The sequence below is a fragment of the Flavobacterium fluviale genome, assembly GCF_003312915.1.
Taxonomy (GTDB): Bacteria; Bacteroidota; Bacteroidia; order Flavobacteriales; family Flavobacteriaceae; genus Flavobacterium; species Flavobacterium fluviale.
Genome location: NZ_CP030261.1, coordinates 2090627 through 2107958, shown reverse-complemented (window position 1 = coordinate 2107958; position 17332 = coordinate 2090627). Strand labels below are relative to the sequence as shown.

14 protein-coding genes are annotated in these 17332 nt (G+C 33.7%); 8 read left to right on the top strand and 6 right to left on the bottom strand.

Going from position 1 to position 17332, the window contains the following annotated elements; all coding sequences use genetic code 11:
* From HYN86_RS09400 to HYN86_RS09385, 4 genes are all read left to right on the top strand, one after another.
* On the top strand, positions 1–627 hold the full coding sequence (locus HYN86_RS09400) for an alpha-ketoglutarate-dependent dioxygenase AlkB family protein (protein WP_113679899.1): 627 nt from the start codon (positions 1–3) through the stop codon (positions 625–627).
* A gap of 156 nt (positions 628–783) precedes the next feature.
* Positions 784–1245, top strand: coding sequence for a DUF1810 domain-containing protein (locus tag HYN86_RS09395; protein WP_113677785.1), 462 nt, complete (start codon positions 784–786; stop codon positions 1243–1245).
* A 152-nt stretch (positions 1246–1397) separates the two neighbouring features.
* Positions 1398–1802 carry an MFS transporter gene (locus HYN86_RS09390; protein ID WP_113677784.1) on the top strand — a complete coding sequence of 135 codons (405 nt, stop codon included), beginning with the start codon at positions 1398–1400 and terminating at the stop codon, positions 1800–1802.
* Between the two features lie 200 nt (positions 1803–2002).
* Positions 2003–2746, top strand: coding sequence for a hypothetical protein (locus HYN86_RS09385; RefSeq protein ID WP_113677783.1), 744 nt, complete (start codon positions 2003–2005; stop codon positions 2744–2746).
* 184 nt (positions 2747–2930) lie between these two features.
* Here the strand turns inward: HYN86_RS09385 and HYN86_RS09380 are convergent, their stop codons facing one another.
* Positions 2931–4343 carry an APC family permease gene (locus HYN86_RS09380; protein WP_113677782.1) on the bottom strand — a complete coding sequence of 471 codons (1413 nt, stop codon included), beginning with the start codon at positions 4341–4343 and terminating at the stop codon, positions 2931–2933.
* 235 nt (positions 4344–4578) lie between these two features.
* Here HYN86_RS09380 and HYN86_RS09375 point away from each other — a divergent pair, with 235 nt between their 5' ends.
* From HYN86_RS09375 to HYN86_RS09360, 4 genes are all read left to right on the top strand, one after another.
* Positions 4579–4923 (top strand): hypothetical protein, encoded by a 345-nt coding sequence (locus HYN86_RS09375; RefSeq protein ID WP_113677781.1) that lies wholly within the window; start codon positions 4579–4581, stop codon positions 4921–4923.
* Between the two features lie 32 nt (positions 4924–4955).
* Positions 4956–5714, top strand: coding sequence for a methyltransferase domain-containing protein (locus HYN86_RS09370; RefSeq protein WP_113677780.1), 759 nt, complete (start codon positions 4956–4958; stop codon positions 5712–5714).
* A 281-nt stretch (positions 5715–5995) separates the two neighbouring features.
* A complete protein-coding gene (locus HYN86_RS09365) occupies positions 5996–7420 on the top strand; it encodes a sensor histidine kinase (protein ID WP_113677779.1) in 1425 nt (474 codons plus the stop codon).
* Entirely contained in the window at positions 7410–7793 is a 384-nt protein-coding gene (locus HYN86_RS09360) for a response regulator (RefSeq protein WP_113677778.1), read from the top strand. The genes HYN86_RS09365 and HYN86_RS09360 overlap by 11 nt, the downstream gene beginning before the upstream one ends.
* A 2-nt stretch (positions 7794–7795) precedes the next feature.
* Here HYN86_RS09360 and HYN86_RS09355 read toward each other — a convergent pair whose 3' ends face one another.
* The 5 genes from HYN86_RS09355 to HYN86_RS09335 form a co-directional block, all read right to left on the bottom strand.
* Positions 7796–8950 (bottom strand): C40 family peptidase, encoded by a 1155-nt coding sequence (locus tag HYN86_RS09355; protein WP_113677777.1) that lies wholly within the window; start codon positions 8948–8950, stop codon positions 7796–7798.
* A 325-nt stretch (positions 8951–9275) separates the two neighbouring features.
* A complete protein-coding gene (locus HYN86_RS09350; protein ID WP_113677776.1) occupies positions 9276–11540 on the bottom strand; it encodes an aconitate hydratase in 2265 nt (754 codons plus the stop codon).
* Positions 11541–11667: 127 nt separating this feature from the next.
* The gene (locus HYN86_RS09345) at positions 11668–14439 is read right to left on the bottom strand and encodes a bifunctional aconitate hydratase 2/2-methylisocitrate dehydratase (RefSeq protein WP_113677775.1); all 2772 of its coding nucleotides are present in this window, start codon (positions 14437–14439) and stop codon (positions 11668–11670) included.
* 410 nt (positions 14440–14849) lie between these two features.
* Positions 14850–15803, bottom strand: a complete 954-nt coding sequence (locus HYN86_RS09340) for an AAA family ATPase (RefSeq protein ID WP_113677774.1) — start codon at positions 15801–15803, stop codon at positions 14850–14852.
* A gap of 78 nt (positions 15804–15881) precedes the next feature.
* On the bottom strand, positions 15882–17315 hold the full coding sequence (locus tag HYN86_RS09335; protein WP_113679898.1) for a peptidylprolyl isomerase: 1434 nt from the start codon (positions 17313–17315) through the stop codon (positions 15882–15884).
* Positions 17316–17332 lie beyond the last annotated feature (17 nt).

Here is a 17332-nt window from a genome sequence, read left to right as displayed (position 1 = left end):
ATGACATTATTTAACGACACCGAATTATTTACCCCAGGTTTGGCAGGAAAAAAAGTATTTGACATTCCTGATTCTGAATTGATTTTGATCGATAATTTTTTCACCAAAGAAGAATCTGATCGCTTTTATGAAAGACTGCTCCGTAAAACCAAATGGAGAGAATATGAAATGGAGATTTACGATAAAATCTATACCGTTCCCAGAATGATCGCCTGGTACGAAGACAAGGATAATCCAGGAGCTGACCAAAAAGGACCTGACTGGAATTACGAATTATTAACAATTAGAGGCCGTGTTGAAAAAGAAACACAACAGGATTTCAATACTGTTTTACTTAATTTATACCGTAATGGAAATGATGGCGTGGGCTGGCACAGCGATAAGGAACATAATACAGGACCAAACCCAATTATTGCTTCGGTTACTTTTGGGGAAACTAGAATGTTCAGGCTTCGTCATAAATTCAGCAAGGAGATTCCCCAAGTTGAAATTCCGCTGCATCATGGTTCTTTTTTACTGATGTCTGGAACAACGAATAGCTTTTGGCAGCATCAGGTTCCGAAAACTGCGCGGGATGTTTTACCAAGAATCAATTTAACATTTAGGCAGACCCGCCGAAATGTATAAGTTATTAGTAACTAAAAATAAGTCAGTTTTTTGGCTTAATGACGACGAGGAAAATTCTGTCGAAAAAAGTTAAATTACTGATTGTATGAATGTTTTATTAGGCAAACCCTATCTTTTTTACTATTTTTGCAACCTTTTTTTAAATACAATACCGTAATGGCATATTCAAACAATGATTTAGCGCGTTTCTTAGATGCGCAAAACAAACTTTATCTTACCGCTCTTTCTGAAATCAGTAAAGGGAAAAAAGAAACACACTGGATGTGGTTTATTTTTCCGCAAATAAAAGGTTTAGGAAAAAGTGATACTGCAATTCTTTACGCTATTAATGATTTAAAAGAAGCATCTGATTATTTAGAACATCCAATTTTAGGAAAACATTTAATCGAAATTTCAGAGCTTTTATTAACCTTCAAAAGGAAATCTGCAGATGGAATTTTTGGCGATTTAGATGCTAGAAAATTACGTTCTTGCATGACTTTATTTTCTTTGGTAGAAAATGCAAATCCGATATTTCAAGAAATTCTGGAAGCTTTTTTCTCAGGAGAATGCGACCCACAGACTTTGTCTATTATTAATTCAACTATAAAATCATCTGCCGAGCCTGTTATTGCATAATTCCAGCTCATAGATTTTTTACATTCTTAAGACACTACAATTGCGTAGTGTCTTTTTTTTTTTTAGCCGAAAGACAAAATCTTGAGCCTCCAAAGTTTTATCTTTGTATATCTATTAAAGTTCTATCTTGCATTACCCTAATAATCAAAATTATGAACGAAAAAATCAAGACTTTACAAATTATTCATCTTGCCATTTGTGCTGGGACTATTCTTGCTTATTACTTCTTAGGAGAGCTTTCAATTGAAAAATTAAGTATGCCAGTTATAGATTCTGTATCAATCGTTTATGTTTTCATACCTGTTATTGCTTTTGTTTTTAGTAGTTTTCTTTTTAAATCACAATTAAAACAAATTGATCCAAAATTAAAATTAGAAGAAAAACTTCCAATTTACCAAGCAGCGTCTATTATGCGATGGGCTGTTTTAGAAGGTGCAGCATTTTTAATATTACTCTTAAAACCAGATTTTCTGTTATTTGGAATCTTAGTAATAATCTATCTTATTTTCTTAAGACCTACAGAAGAAAGAATTAATAATGATTTAAACGGGCTTTAAATTTCAATTCTTAAAGTTCGATTCTCTGTATGTTATTTTACAAAAAGCCGATAACGAAATTTCACTAAACACAATTCAATTCGCGGTATATAACTATTCCAAAAAAACTAAAAAACTTCTTATCCCTTTCTTTTAGTACATTTTTTAAGTGGCACGTGTATTGGTTTCTAATAACCGATTAACATTAAACCACATGAATTATGAAAAAATCAATCTTTATTTTATTCTTTATTGTTTTAAATTATACTGTTTCAAAGGCGTGCGACAAATGCGGTAATTATGATAATAGTGATTTCAAAATAAAATCAGCCTCCATAACCCACAAGGCAGATTTAGGCATTACAGTCTGGGATATTAAAGTTGAAGGAACTGCTGGCAAGACAATGCCTAAACCTGTTGGACAATTCAATGGAGCACCGGTTCTAGCCTATGTTTTTCCGACAACCCTAAAATCATCTGATATTGGTTTCGGTCAAGCCGAAGGAATTGTCGCCTTAGCATTAACCTCACACCCCGATTTTGAAGATACCCCTCTTTGGGACGAAAATCTAGATGGAAATTATCTCAATGATGGCTTAGTTTGGCACGCACACTGGGTTTTACTGGTTGAAGATAAACGCGTTGGCGGCGGACTTTCTGTGAGGGAATTTAAAAAAGGAGACCCAAATGTTGTACTGCCACCCACAAATCCAGGAATGGCGATGTATATGGACAGCCCAGGCTTTAATATTGTTGCTAAAGGAAATTCTATAAAAGTCATTGTTCCCGATTTTAGAATCAATAATAAAACCAATTTTAAGTTTGATGCCGTAAGCTGTTATATGGAAGTCAGCACTGGAGCAGGCGGCTCGCATGAAGGCGAGGGAACAAAACCAATGCTGGGAGTTTACAAAGTTTATACGGTTGCCAGCGGGAATCTTTCTCTTCCTTACTCGGTCAAATAATAAGTTTCATTTATCACTTACTCAAGATGCTGCAAATTTTGTCAAATTATCTAAAATATTTTATTGTTCAATTTTGGTTTTAAATTTGTTGCACAAAAAAGCGCCTTGTAAATTACAAGGCGCTTTAGTTTATTAAAAAGAAAGATTCTAATGATGAAACTTCCAAAATGATACTCAACCCGTTTTAATTCTCTTTTGGTTTTGTTAAATAATAAACTGGGATTCCAGTCAGCATAATTAAAACTCCCCAGCCGCAAGTTGAGAATTTTGTAAGCAGTAATGAAACACAAATTGCTGCTGCTATAATAATGTACAGCATTGGTAAAAATGGATATCCAAAAGCTTTATAAGGTCTTTCTGCATCTGGCATTTTTTTACGCAAAATGAAAATTCCATAAATAGTAAGGATGTAGAAAATTAAAACTATTATAATTACAAAGTCTAGTAAATCGCCGTACTTTCCAGTAAGACATAAAGCCGAAGCCCACACACACTGCGCCCAAAGTGCCCAAGCAGGAACGCTCGAACTATTTAAAACAGCCGCTTTTTTAAAGAATAATCCATCGTTTGCCATTGTATAATAAACCCTTGCTCCCGCCATAATTAATCCGTTGTTGCAGGCAAAAGTCGAAATCATAATCATAATTGCGATAATCAATGTTCCAATGTTACCGAAAATATATTGTGATGCCACAACCGCTACACGATCAGATTTTGCGGTTGCAATTTCATCTAACGGAATAACTGCCAAATACATGATATTGGTTAAAACATAAATAATAGTTACAATAAAGGTTCCTAGAAACAAACTGAAACCAACATTTCGCTTTGGGTTTTTAATTTCCCCCGCAATAAAAGTAACACCGTTCCAAGCATCACTCGAAAACAAAGAGCCTACCATTGCTGCCGAGATTCCAGTAATCAAAGCTGTTCCTCCAATTGGGAGCCATGATCCACTTTCTTTATCAAAGGCACGAGTGTTCCATCCATCAGCCCAATTTGCATCCCAAACAGAAGCTTTCGCTCCCAGCGTTAATCCAAAAACAATTAATCCCAGTAATGATAAAATTTTGATGATTGTAAGGACGGTCTGTAGAATTTTACCGTTTTTCACACCTCGGCTATTTATATAAGTCAATAGTGCAAGCGTGAAAATAGAAACAAGCTGCGCAGCATTAAGTTTAAAAGAACCTAGTTCGTAAAGAATATTTTCATCGCTAAAAGGTTCATATAAATAAGCTGCAAATTTAGAGAAGGCAACTCCCACGGCAGCAATTGTACCGGTTTGTATGACCGCGAAAAAACTCCAGCCGTACAAAAAGGCTATTAATTTGTTGTATGCTTCTTTTAGATATACATATTGTCCTCCCGCTTTCGGAAACATGGCACTTAATTCGCCATAACTTACCGCAGCAATAATGGTAATTAATCCAGAGAGCAGCCAAATTAAAGTCAGCCATCCTGCTGAGCCGACTTGTCTGGCAATATCGGCACTCACAATAAATATCCCAGATCCAATCATAGAACCCACTACAAGCATGGTTCCGTCTAATAATCCGAGTTCTCTTTTAAAATTTTCTTGGTCGTTTTCTTGCATTTTTATTGGTTTAGGGTTGGTTAAAGATATACTTTTTTTAGAAATTTTAGATTTTAGATCGCTGCTTTTAGATTATTTAAAAATATTTTTTGCATCTCCTTTATTTTCTTATTAATAGTTTTTACAATTTCTTCAAATTGTAAAAACATAATTCTATACTTTAGTAAGAATAATTTCATAACTTTATTTCAGAATTTTCATACTGAATTAATTCTTTATTTCTAAATCCAAAACCATGAAAAAAACCACTTTTTTACTTCTATTCTTTTTCGCTGCGTTAAGCACATTTGCCCAAGACATTACAGGTGACTGGAAAGGTCTACTAAAAGTACCCGGAGCAGAATTGAATATCGTTCTCCACATTACAAAAACCGACAATGGTTTTAGTGCTACATTAGACAGTCCAGATCAAAAAGCTTTTGGACTTCCAGTTACAACGACCACATTTGAAAATTCAACTCTCAAATTTACTGTAGAAAATTTAACGATAGAGTACGAAGGAGTTCTTGCCAAAGACCAAAATATTACTGGTACTTTTAAACAGATGGGACAGGCAGTTCCTTTAGTTTTTAAACGTTAGAATTTTTCTTTACCTTTAAGTAAAACAATAATATGACTTGGGATCCAAAAAAATACAACGAATTTAAAGATGAACGTTCAAAACCTTTTGATGATTTAACAAGTCATATTATTGATAAACCAAATTTAAAAGTTATCGATTTAGGCTGTGGTACAGGTGAACTTACAAAGAAACTCTCTCAAAAACTCACCAATCCAATCGTACTTGGAATCGATAACTCTGCCGAAATGCTGGCAAAAACTCCACTAGGAAATGATCTTCAATTTAAAGAAAGAACAATTCTAGAACAGCTCAATGTCGATGAAAAATGGGATTTAATTTTTTCGAATGCAGCACTGCAATGGATTGATAATCATAATAATCTTTTTCCAAAAATAATTTCTCAAATAAATCCAGGTGGTCAGCTGGCTGTTCAAATGCCGCAGCAAAATGAAAACATTCTTAATAAGATACTTTTCAATTTGGTAAAAGAAGAACCTTTCAAATCATATTTGAAAAATTGGTCACGCCCTTCTCCAGTACTAACTTTAGACGAATATGCCAAAATCCTTTTCGAAAATGGAGGCAGAAATATGACTATTTACGAAAAAATCTACCCTTTGATTTCTACTAATACAAACGATTTTTTTGATTTTATTTCTGGTTCTGCTTTAACAGTTTACCAGGAGCGTTTAAACGAAAGTGAATTTGGAGAACTATCAAACGCATTTAAAAAGAGAATAGATATGCATTTCCCAATAGTTCCTTCTATCTATGCTTTTAGACGATTGATTATGCATGCTGAGTTTTAAATAAATCTGCTGGAATAAAAACAACATACTACAAAACAACCACCTTAAACAAAAAGAAATACATCTTCAATTATTTTTTTCCACGTACTATTTTTTGCGAAATATTATAAGATAAATTTTACTACATTTGGAAAAAGCATTCCGTTTTGATTTTTTAGTGATAAAAAAAATTAACAAGTGTTTAATTCGAAGTCATTAATAAGTTTCCCCATAAGCTTGTTTCTAAGAAAGAAAAATTACATAAAAAAAGGCATTTAAATTAACCTAATAATTATCAGATTATGTCTAAGTTACAAGCATTAAAAAACTTTCGTTTTCCGAACGTTTTTATTCTCATTTTAATAGTTTTTATATCTTGTGCACTACTTATCTGTATTAATTTTTTTACCATTAAAATATTATCCGCCAATAGAGCTTATGTTAATGGAGAATCACATTATTCCAAAGGACAAAAAGATGCATCCAGACATCTTTTAACTTATCTCTATACGAAAGACTCAAATCAATGGAAATTATTTTTACAAGAATTGAAAGTCCCTCAAGGTGATGGCATTGCCAGGATTACGCTTTTAAAGGCAGGCGACAACAAAATTGCTCGAAATGGTTTGTTGATAGGCCGAAATCATGAAGAAGATTTAGATGATATTATTTGGCTTTTTGATAATTTCAAGCAGGTTTCTTTTCTCTCTAAAGCAATAGACGAATGGGGCAAAGGTGACAAACTTATTTTCAGGCTATTTATTATAGGTCAGCAGATTAATGCCAAAATAGATCGAAATCTTTTAACCGCTAAAGAGCAGCAATACTATTTAAAACAAATTAGCAGCCTAAGCGATCAACTAAATAGTAATGAACGAAACTTTTCTAATATTTTAGGAGAAGGAACCCGAAAAATAAAAGACTTGTTGATTATTAGCAATGTCTTTTTTATCTTAGTAATAGTCTGCAGCGTTTGTCTTTACTACTCTATAATGGTAAAAAGACTTCTTGTTTCAAAAAAGGAAACTGAAGTAAAAAATGAAAATCTAATTATCGTAAACCGCGAATTAGACCGATTTGTATACAGCGCATCCCATGATTTAAGATCTCCTATAACTTCATTAAAGGGGCTTATTGAGATTACAGCATTAGAAGAGGATGTAACGCAGGTTCGGAATTATCTTGAAATGATGCATCAAAGTTTAGCTCGGCAAGATCAATTTATAAGCGACATCATTGATTATTCTAAGAATAAAAGAAAGGAAGTTATAATGGAACCTGTAAGCCTTAAAGAATTGTTTAACGAAGCTATTTCACAATTGATGCATATTGAAAATGCACGTAAAATCAAATTTACACAGGAACTGGAAGTGGATCATATTGAAAGCGATGGTCTTCGTTTAAAAATCATAATTAACAATCTGCTTTCCAATGCCATAAAATATGCTGATTGCAGCAAGCAAGAAATGTTTATTAGCATTAAAACTTATTTTAGCGATGGATTGAATAAAATTGAAGTTACTGATAACGGAATCGGGATTCATGATGACCATAAAGAAAATATATTCGACATGTATTTTGGAACAAACAAAAATAAAGGATCAGGATTAGGACTTTATATTGTTAAAGAAGCTGTTGAAAATATAAAAGGAGATATTTCTGTTATTTCTGAAAACACTATAGGAAGTAAATTTATAGTAACTATACCAAATTCTCATGGAGCCTAAACCGCAGTTCGTACTTATAGAGGACAATTTAATTGATCAATTTGTTACTAAAAAATTGCTCAAAAAAGGATTAGATGTCAACCCGCTTTTTATTGCTAACAATGGAAAAGAAGGAATTGATTGGCTTTTAAAAAATTCGGATCATAAATCACTCGTCATTATCTTAGACATTCAAATGCCTATAATGAATGGATTTGAGTTTTTAGAAGAATTTTCGACTTTAGCAGAAGATCTAAAAAATAGAATCAAAATATTTGTACTTTCTTCCACTTTAGATAGTGATGAAATTAAAAAGGCAAAAGAAAATAAGTATGTTTCTGATTTTTGGAACAAACCTTTTCGATTGGATCTTTTAAAAAGTACTTTTCTTTAATACTATTCTAAAACGCGATTTACTTGTGAAAAGGCTCTTGTGTAGTAAGGTTCTTTTGTAGAAGAAATCATTACACCGCCATGAGTTGATGAGTGTACAAATTTAATTTCGCCGTCGGCTACTTCTACGATCATTCCAACATGGTTAATATGGCGTCTTCCATTTGTTCTAAAGAAGATCAAATCTCCTTTTTGCGCTTCGTCTGTAGTTACTTTTGTTCCTACACGAGACTGCTCAATTGAACTTCTCGGCAATTTAATATCAAAATTATTAAAGGTGCAGATCATTAAACCCGAACAATCAAAACCTGCTCTTGTGGTACCTCCCGATCGATATCTTACGCCAATGTTTTCTGTAGCATTTGCAATCAGCTGATCTATTAATTCTGAATGACTTCCAGATGATAATCTAACAAATGTAGAATCTTTTTTAATTTCAGCAGTTTGTGCTATTTGTACTGGCGAAGTTACTGCAGCATTTTGGGAATCTTCAATAACTTTCGCAGACTGAATGGCATCTGCTTTTTCTTTTGAAACTCGAATTTTTAAAAGATATCCAACAGGAACTTTCCCTTTGATTGAAGGATTCTGGCGTTCTAATTCTGCAACAGAAATTCCATATTCTTTAGAAATACCGTATTTTGTTTCTTTTGGTTTTACTTCTCTATAAAGTTCAACATCTGTAGATACTGCTTCTGGTTGTTTCTCCCTTGGTTTTTCGTTTAATAATGCAATATCAGAAGAATTAGAAGGAATTGTTATCTGCTGTCCAATTTTCAATCCTTCGGTCTCTAAAAGCGGATTGGCTTTTTTCAAATCATCAACAGAAACATTATACTTTTTTGAAATTCCCCACAGCGTTTCTTTGGCTGCTACTTCGTGTGAATTTGGGCTGGTACTTGCAACAACATCAGATTTAGGCTCCGATTTTGTTTTAACTTTAGCAGTATTTTTATTTGGAATTAAAAGAACTGAATTTAGTTTTAAGATTTTAGAAGCGTTTGGATTTGCATCGGAAATCTCTTTAACTTTTACTCCATATTTTTTAGCAATAACAGAAAGGTTTTCTCCTTTTGAAATTTTGTGTTTCACAAAATTATCTTGTGCAAATACTCCAACACTGAAAAAAAACATCCCTATTATTAATCTAAAAACCATAATTACTATTTTAGTTACTACTCCTTTTTTCTTAAGTTTATTTACATAATTAAACTTAAAAATTACAAATATATTACGTCGAAGGCGAATTTAACTCTTAAAAGCATAAAAACCATAGTTTTTAACAATTAATTTATTCTAAAATGTCAAATTTAAAGTTGAATTAATATCGAAAAAAGCTTCGTTATTGATTTTCAGTTAATTAATATTTAATCTTATTTTTCTTATAAATTTAAAAAATGTAAAGTAATTTACCTTGCCTAAAATGTAAATAAAAAATGCCCTGTTTTCACAGAGCATTTCTTTTGTATATGATAACTTAAATTTAAGCTTTTCCAGCTGCAATTAAGTTTAAAGCAGAACCAGCAACAAACCAGCCAATTTGACCAGCGTTGTATGTATGGTTTGCCAAGATTATATCTTTTGTACCATCGGCATGAACAAACTCTAATGATAATGGTTTACCTGGAGCAAATTCAGTTAAATCTAAGAAGTTGATTGTATCATCTTCTTGAATTTTATCGTAATCTGCTTCATTGGCAAATGTTAATCCTAGAAGACCTTGTTTTTTAAGGTTAGTTTCGTGAATACGTGCAAATGATTTTACCAATACCGCTTTAACTCCTAAGAAACGAGGTTCCATAGCAGCGTGCTCACGAGAAGAACCTTCGCCGTAATTATGATCTCCAATTACTATAGACGGAACTCCAGCTGCCTTGTATGCACGAGCTACAGCAGGAACGGCATCATATGTACCTGTTAATTGATTTTTAACCGAATTTGTTTTTTGGTTGAATGCATTTACAGCACCAATCAGCATATTGTTAGAAATGTTATCTAAATGTCCACGGAAACGCAGCCATGGTCCAGCCATAGAAATGTGGTCAGTTGTACATTTTCCAAATGCTTTAATCAGCAGTTTAGCACCTGTAATGTTTTTACCATCCCAAGCATCAAAAGGAGCTAATAATTGTAAACGTTCAGATGTTGGGCTGACTACAACCTGAACTCCTGAACCATCTTCAGCCGGAGCTTGGAATCCTGGATCTTCAGCATAGAAACCTTTAAGAGGAAGTTCGTCACCAGTTGGAGCGTCGAGCATCACTTCTTCTCCATCTTCGTTTATTAATTTATCTGTTAATGGATTAAAACCTAAATCTCCCGCAATGGCTAATGCTGTTACCAATTCTGGAGAACCTACAAACGCTAAAGTGTTTGGATTACCATCTGCACGTTTTGAGAAATTACGGTTGAAAGAGTGAACGATTGTGTTTCTTTCTTCTTTCTCTGCTCCTTCTCTGTCCCACATACCAATACATGGTCCGCAGGCATTAGCAAATACAGTAGCGTTGATTTTATTAAAAGTTTCTATAAAACCATCTCTCTCAATGGTAGAACGTACCACTTCAGAACCTGGAGTAATAGTAAACTGAGCTTTAGTTTTTAAATTCTTAGCCGCAACTTGTTTTGCCAGTGATGCTGCACGAGAAATATCTTCGTATGATGAATTTGTACATGAACCGATTAAACCTACTTGAATTTGTAATGGCCAGTTATTTTTAATTGCTTCCTCTTTCATTTTAGAAATTGGAGTAGCTAAATCCGGAGTAAAAGGACCATTTAAGTGTGGTTCTAATTGAGATAAGTTAATTTCAATAACTTGGTCAAAGTATTTTTCTGGGTCAGCATAAACTTCTGGATCTCCAGTTAAATAAGAAGCTACTTTGTCCGCAGCATCGGCAACATCAGCTCTGTTTGTAGAACGCAGGTAACGACTCATAGAATCATCATAACCAAAAGTTGAAGTTGTAGCTCCAATTTCAGCACCCATGTTACAAATAGTTCCTTTACCAGTACAAGACATTGCAGTTGCACCTTCTCCAAAATATTCAACGATAGCACCAGTACCACCTTTTACCGTAAGAATACCAGCCACTTTAAGAATAACATCTTTAGGAGCAGTCCATCCTGATAATTTACCAGTTAATTTAACTCCAATTAATTTAGGAAATTTAAGTTCCCAAGCCATACCAGACATTACGTCTACAGCATCGGCTCCACCAACTCCAATTGCCACCATTCCTAAACCACCTGCATTTACAGTGTGAGAATCGGTACCAATCATCATTCCTCCAGGGAAAGCATAATTTTCAAGTACTACTTGGTGAATAATTCCAGCTCCTGGCTTCCAGAAACCAATTCCGTATTTATTTGAAACTGACGACAAGAAATCGAAAACTTCATTACTTTGTGTTTTTGCTCTAGCCAAATCTGTTTTAGCATCTACTTTCGCCTGAATCAAGTGATCACAATGCACTGTTGTAGGAACTGCTACTTTAGATTTACCAGCATGCATAAATTGTAATAAAGCCATTTGAGCAGTTGCATCTTGACAAGCTACACGGTCTGGTGCAAAATCAACATAATCAACTCCTCTTCCAAACGCCTTCGTTGGATTTCCATCCCAAAGGTGATTGTATAAAATTTTCTCTGTTAAGGTAAGTGGACGACCAACAATCTCGCGTGCTTTATCAACACGACTTGGCATGTTTTCGTACACTTTTTTAATCATTTCGATATCAAAAGCCATAAGTTTTATAATTATTTTTTGTTTTTTTATTTTATTTTGAACATCACAAGTTACAAAATATAGAGGAGTTATAAAAGAAAAAGCCCGAGTTTATCACTCGGGCTTTAATATATTAATAATCGAAGGATTACATTACTAATTGCTTGTTAGAAGGCGCAAACTTAGTTAAGTTGATACCTTCAACCGCAGATGTATATTCATCTAATGTTGGAGTTCTACCTAGAATTGTAGATAAAACTACAACTGGTGTAGAAGAAAGTAACGACTCTCCTTTTTTACCTTCAGAATCTTCTACAACTCTTCCTTGGAAAAGACGAGTAGATGTTGCCATTACAGTATCTCCTTTTGCCGCTTTTTCTTGGTTACCCATACAAAGGTTACATCCTGGACGCTCTAAATACAACATGTTTTCGTATTCTGTACGCGCCGCACCTTTTGGAGCATTATCGTCAAATTCGAAACCTGAGTATTTTTGTAAAACTTCCCAGTCACCTTCTGCTTTAAGTTCGTCTACAATGTTATATGTAGGAGGAGCTACCACAAGCGGTGCCAAAAATTCTACTTTACCTTTTTGATCTTCAATATTCTTTAGCATTTGAGCAAGAATCTTCATATCTCCTTTGTGAACCATACAAGAACCAATAAATCCAAGATCTACTTTTTTCTCTCCTCCGTAGAAAGAAAGAGGTCTAATTGTATCGTGAGTATATCTTTTAGAAACATCAACATTATTTACGTCTGGATCTGCAATCATTGGCTCAGCAATTTGATCCAAATCAACCACAACTTCAGCATAATATTTAGCATTTGCATCTGGAGTTAAAGCTGGTTTTTCAGCAGATTTAATTTCAGCGATTCTCTTATCAGCTTTATTGATTAACCCTTGAAGAACGTGCTTATCGTTATCCATACCTTTATCGATCATGATCTGGATTCTGCCTTTTGCAATCTCCAATGATTCGATTAAAGTATCATCTTCAGAAATACAGATAGAAGCTTTAGCTTTCATCTCTGCAGTCCAGTCAGTAAACGTAAATGCCTGGTCAGCAGTAAGAGTTCCAATATGAACCTCGATAATTCTACCTTGGAATACGTTTTCTCCTCCAAACTGATGAAGCATTTGCGCTTGAGTAGCATGAACCACATCACGGAAGTCCATATACCCTTTCATATCTCCTTTGAAAGTTACTTTTACAGATTCAGGAATTGGCATAGAAGCCTCACCTGTAGCTAATGCTAGGGCAACTGTTCCCGAGTCAGCCCCAAAAGCAACACCTTTTGACATTCTTGTATGAGAGTCACCACCAATAATGATAGCCCACTCATCTATAGTAATATCGTTAAGTACTTTATGAATTACGTCTGTCATTGAGTGATAAACACCTTTTGGATCACGAGCTGTAATTAAACCAAAATCGTTCATGAATTTCATCAATTTTGGAATGTTTGCCTGAGCTTTTTTATCCCAAACAGAAGCAGTGTGACAACCCGATTGGTAAGCACCGTCTACGATTGGAGAAATTACTGTAGCAGCCATAGATTCTAACTCCTGAGCAGTCATAAGTCCAGTTGTATCTTGAGAACCTACAATATTAACTTCTACACGAACATCAGAACCAGCGTGTAATACTTTACCTGCAGGTACACCAACAGCATTTCTGTTAAAGATTTTTTCTACTGCCGTAAGACCTTGTCCTTCAATAGAGATTTCTTTTGATGGAGCAAATACAAGAGGAGCTTCAATATCTAAAACTTTAGCCGCTAATGTTTGAAGTTTTTTACCAAATACAATTGCGTACGAACCACCAGCTTTAATAAATTCCATTTTCTGAGGTGTAAATGCCTTAGAAATGTCAATTAATTCCTGATCGCCGTTGTATAATTTTTTCTCTTTAATATTAATTGTAAGAACCGTTCCAGTTGCTACAGAATATGCTTGCTCTAAAATTGGCTCATCATTTTCATTACGAACAACGTTCCCATTCTCATCAAGTTTTTTAACCCAGTTTTTTAGATCTAAACCAATACCGCCAGTAACATCAACAGTTGTTAGGAAAATTGGAGAAATTCCGTTTGTTCCACCAACAATTGGAGCGATATTTACGAATGGAATATATGGACTTGCTTGTTTTCCTGTCCAAAGTGCCACGTTATTTACACCTGACATTCTTGAAGAACCTACACCCATTGTTCCTTTTTCTGCAATAAGCATGACGCTTTTATCAGGATGCTGTGCTTGAAGCATTTTGATTTCGTCCTGTGCTTGAGGAGTAATCATACATTTACCGTGAAGTTCACGGTCTGAACGTGAGTGAGCTTGGTTACCTGGAGAAAGTAAATCTGTAGAAATATCTCCTTCACCAGCAATATAAGTAACTACTTTAATTTCGTCAGCTACTTCTGGAAGTTTTGTAAAGAACTCAGCTTGAGCATAACTTTCAAGGATTTCTTTTGCAACTGCATTGTTATTTTTATACGCCTCTATTAAACGATCTGTGTCCGCTTCATAAAGGAAAACTTGAGTTTTAAGAACTTTTGCCGCTTCTGCTGCGATTGCATCATCATTTCCTAAAGCTAAATCTAGCAATACTCCAATTGAAGGACCACCCTTCATGTGAGATAATAATTCAAAAGCAAAAGTTGGAGTTATTTCTTTTACAACAAATTGACCAAGAATAATCTCTTTTAAAAACTTCGCTTTTTCACCAGCTGCACTTGTCGTACCCGGTAATGTATTGTAAATAAAAAACTTAAGAGAGTCTTCGCGATGTGCGTTATCTGCATCTTTAATTTGAGCAATGATTTCGCTTAATAATTCAGCTCCATCAATTGGTTTAGGGTGTAACCCTTGATTTTTTCTTTCTTCAATTTCTTGAATGTAATCCTGATAAATATTCATAATAAAAGCGGATTTATTTTTTTGAGGCAAATTTAAGCATTAAAGACGATAATTAAAAAAAATATAATAGAACAAGCCTTTTCAAAAATTATTATTGCTAAAAAACGATTTTCACTGCTTGTTTTTGTCAAAAATTCAATTTTATATTAAAATAATGAATTATTAATATTTAAAAATCTTTTCTTTAACAAAGTCGAAATTTAATGTTATAAAGGAAGTGAGATTTTACCTCTATTTTCACAAAGAATAGTTCTAAATAAACAATTATAACGTTATAGTTGTCGTGAAGGGATCAATTTATTATTTTTTAAAGATACCCTAATTCAGTATTTCTTCTATTTTAGTAACCACGTAAAAAATAAAAAAGCCTGATAAAATTATCAGGCTTTTTTTGAATTTCATTGCTATTTTTACATCAGCTTTTTAATAATAACTTCTTCCGTTATTCCTTCAGCATCTGCTTTATAATTTTTAATAATTCTATGGCGTAAAATTCCAGTTGCAACAGCTTGGACATCTTCAATATCTGGAGAAAATTTACCATTAAAAGCTGCGTGGGCTTTAGCTGCTAAAATTAAGTTTTGCGAAGCTCTTGGCCCTGCTCCCCAATCGAGATAATTTTTCACAAAATCATTTGTCAAAGCATTATCAGGACGAGTTTTACTTACTAATGTTACCGCATATTCAATAACATTATCAGCAACAGGAATTCTGCGAATTAAGTGCTGAAAATCTATAATTTCCTGAGATGTAAATAGTGGATTTATTTCTGTTTTAACGTCAGAAGTGGTGCGCTTTACAACTTGAACTTCTTCTTCAAAACTTGGATATTCTAATTTTATTGCAAACATAAAACGGTCTAACTGCGCTTCTGGCAGCGGATAAGTCCCCTCCTGTTCAATTGGGTTTTGAGTCGCTAAAACAAAATATGGTAAATCTAATTTATGATGCTGCCCTGCAATAGTTACCGATCTTTCCTGCATAGCTTCAAGCAGGGCTGCCTGAGTTTTAGGCGGTGTTCTATTAATCTCATCTGCCAAAATGATGTTAGAAAAAATTGGGCCTTTTATAAATTTGAAGTTTCTATTTTCGTCTAGAATTTCACTTCCTAAAATATCAGAAGGCATTAAATCTGGCGTAAACTGAATTCTTTTAAAATCTAAACCTAAAGCTTGAGATAATGTATTAATCATTAACGTTTTTGCCAAACCTGGAACACCTATTAAAAGCGCATGCCCTCCAGAAAATATACAAAGTAAAATTTGATCTACAACGGCATCCTGCCCTACAATGATTTTCGCTATTTCTTTTTTTAATTCGTTTCTTTTTTGAACTAAATTGTGAATTGCTGTTACGTCAGACATTTATGAATATATTTTAAATTAAAAAGAGTTAGTTCTATGAATTCATAAAACTAACTCTTTTTATTTATTTAATAAAAATTATTTTTTCAACCAGTTGTTTGCAAAAGCACATTCTTTGTATTCTCCAATGATTTTGATATAAGTATCTTTAATCTTAGTATCAAACCATTTTGCAATTGCATTGATTTGTTTTTCTTTTAATGCCAATTCTTTGATTTTAGTATAATCCTTAGCATAATCTGCTGTATGTTCGTCAATTCTGTTTGTAACAGTAATCAATTTATATGTTTTTTTCCCTTTATCATCTGTATTTAAAAGTGGCTGCGTGATCTCATTTCCTTTTAAATTAGAAACTTGACTGTATAATGTTGGATCCATTTTTGTTAATTCAAAACGAGTATCCTGAGTTGTTGGATTTACTAAAGTTCCTCCATTTGTTCTCGTTTCTTTTTCATCAGATTCTGTTCTTGCAGCATCAGCAAATGATATTTCGTTACCAACAATTTTATTTCTAATATTAGTAATTCTTTCTTTTGCTTCTTTTAAAGCAGCTTCAGAAACTGTTGGAGCAATTAAAATATGACGTAATTCTACTTCTTGTCCTTTAATTTTCTCTACCATAATAATATGGAAGCCAAAAGTAGTTTCAAAAGGTTGTGAAATTTCACCCGCCTGTAAGCTAAAAGCAACATCTTTAAATTCTTTTACGAAAGGAGTTTTTCTAGTCATTTTATAATAACCTCCATTTGGCGAAGAACCTGGATCTTGAGAATATAAAACGGCTTTCGTTGCAAAACTAGAACCATCAAGTACATCCTGTCTTATAGCATTTAATCTGTCAATTACTTTTTGTTTATCCTCTTTAGAAACTTTTGGCTCAACCACAATTTGGGCTACTTCCATCTCCGCACCAAAAGTAGGTAATTCGTCTTTTGGGATTTTCTTAAAGAAGTTACGGACTTCTTCTGGCGTAATTTCAACATCTTTAATAATCTTGTCTCTCATCTCAGAAGCAAGTTTTTGTTCTTTTAAGATGTCCGCAAAATAAGTTTTAAATTCTTCAACAGAACTCTTTTTATAGTACTCAACAACTTTGCTGATGTCTCCGCCAACTTGCTGCGTCATATAGTTCAGACGCTCTTCCATCATACCTCTAACTTCAGCATCACTTACAATTATACTATCCTGAATAGCTTGGTGTGCATATAATTTATCTTCCAAAAGCTTACCAAGCATTTGGCATCTTGTAATATCTTTAGTAGAACCACCTTGAGCAGTAATTTCTAAAAATCCTTTATCAATATCTGAATCTAAAACAATGTAATCTCCTACCGTTGCAATAATTCCATCAATTTTTAATTTTCCGCCTGAAGGAGCTTCAACAGGTTTTTCGGCTACAACATCAGGAATTATTTCTTGAGCTGTAATAATTGGAGCAAAAAAAAGAAAAAAACAAACTGTTAGTGCAAACTTGTAATCAATTGTTTTTAGCTGTAATTTTTTTAATAACATTATTTTAAATTTAATTT